This window comes from Acinetobacter sp. NIOH-H-8, from assembly GCF_046635365.1.
Lineage (GTDB): Bacteria > Pseudomonadota > Gammaproteobacteria > Pseudomonadales > Moraxellaceae > Acinetobacter.
On the sequence record NZ_JBHDVN010000378.1, the window covers coordinates 1 to 382 of the forward strand.

Annotated in this window: 1 pseudogene; it reads right to left on the reverse strand. The window is 67.3% G+C overall.

Annotated features, from left to right (window positions below):
- A pseudogene (locus tag ACEWB7_RS18740) lies at positions 1-350 on the reverse strand (EamA family transporter RarD); the annotation flags it as partial.
- Positions 351-382: the final 32 nt, after the last annotated feature.

Sequence of the window (382 nt, forward strand, 5' to 3'; positions counted from 1 at the left end):
GCCCGCGCGCCTTCCAGCACCAGCACGGCGATGGCCGACCAGATTGCGCCGTAGGTCAGCCATTGCGACGCAGCGATGCTTTCTCCGAGCAGCAGGGCCACCACCACCAGCAATACCGGCTCGACGTAGCTGAGCAGGCCGAACAGGGTCAGGTTCAGGTGTTTGCCGGCGACGATCATCAGCGCCAGGGCCAACGCGCTGAGCGCACCGAGGCCGGCGATCAGCACCAGCAGCCGCGGGCTGGCGCTCAGCAGCTGCAAGGTGTCGCGGTCGGAGACGGCGAACAATGCGGCGACGGGCAGGCTGATCACCAGGTCCAGCCAGAGACCGCCAAGATTGGCGGTGCCCATCCTGCGGCGCAGCGCGAAGTAGCACGGATAGT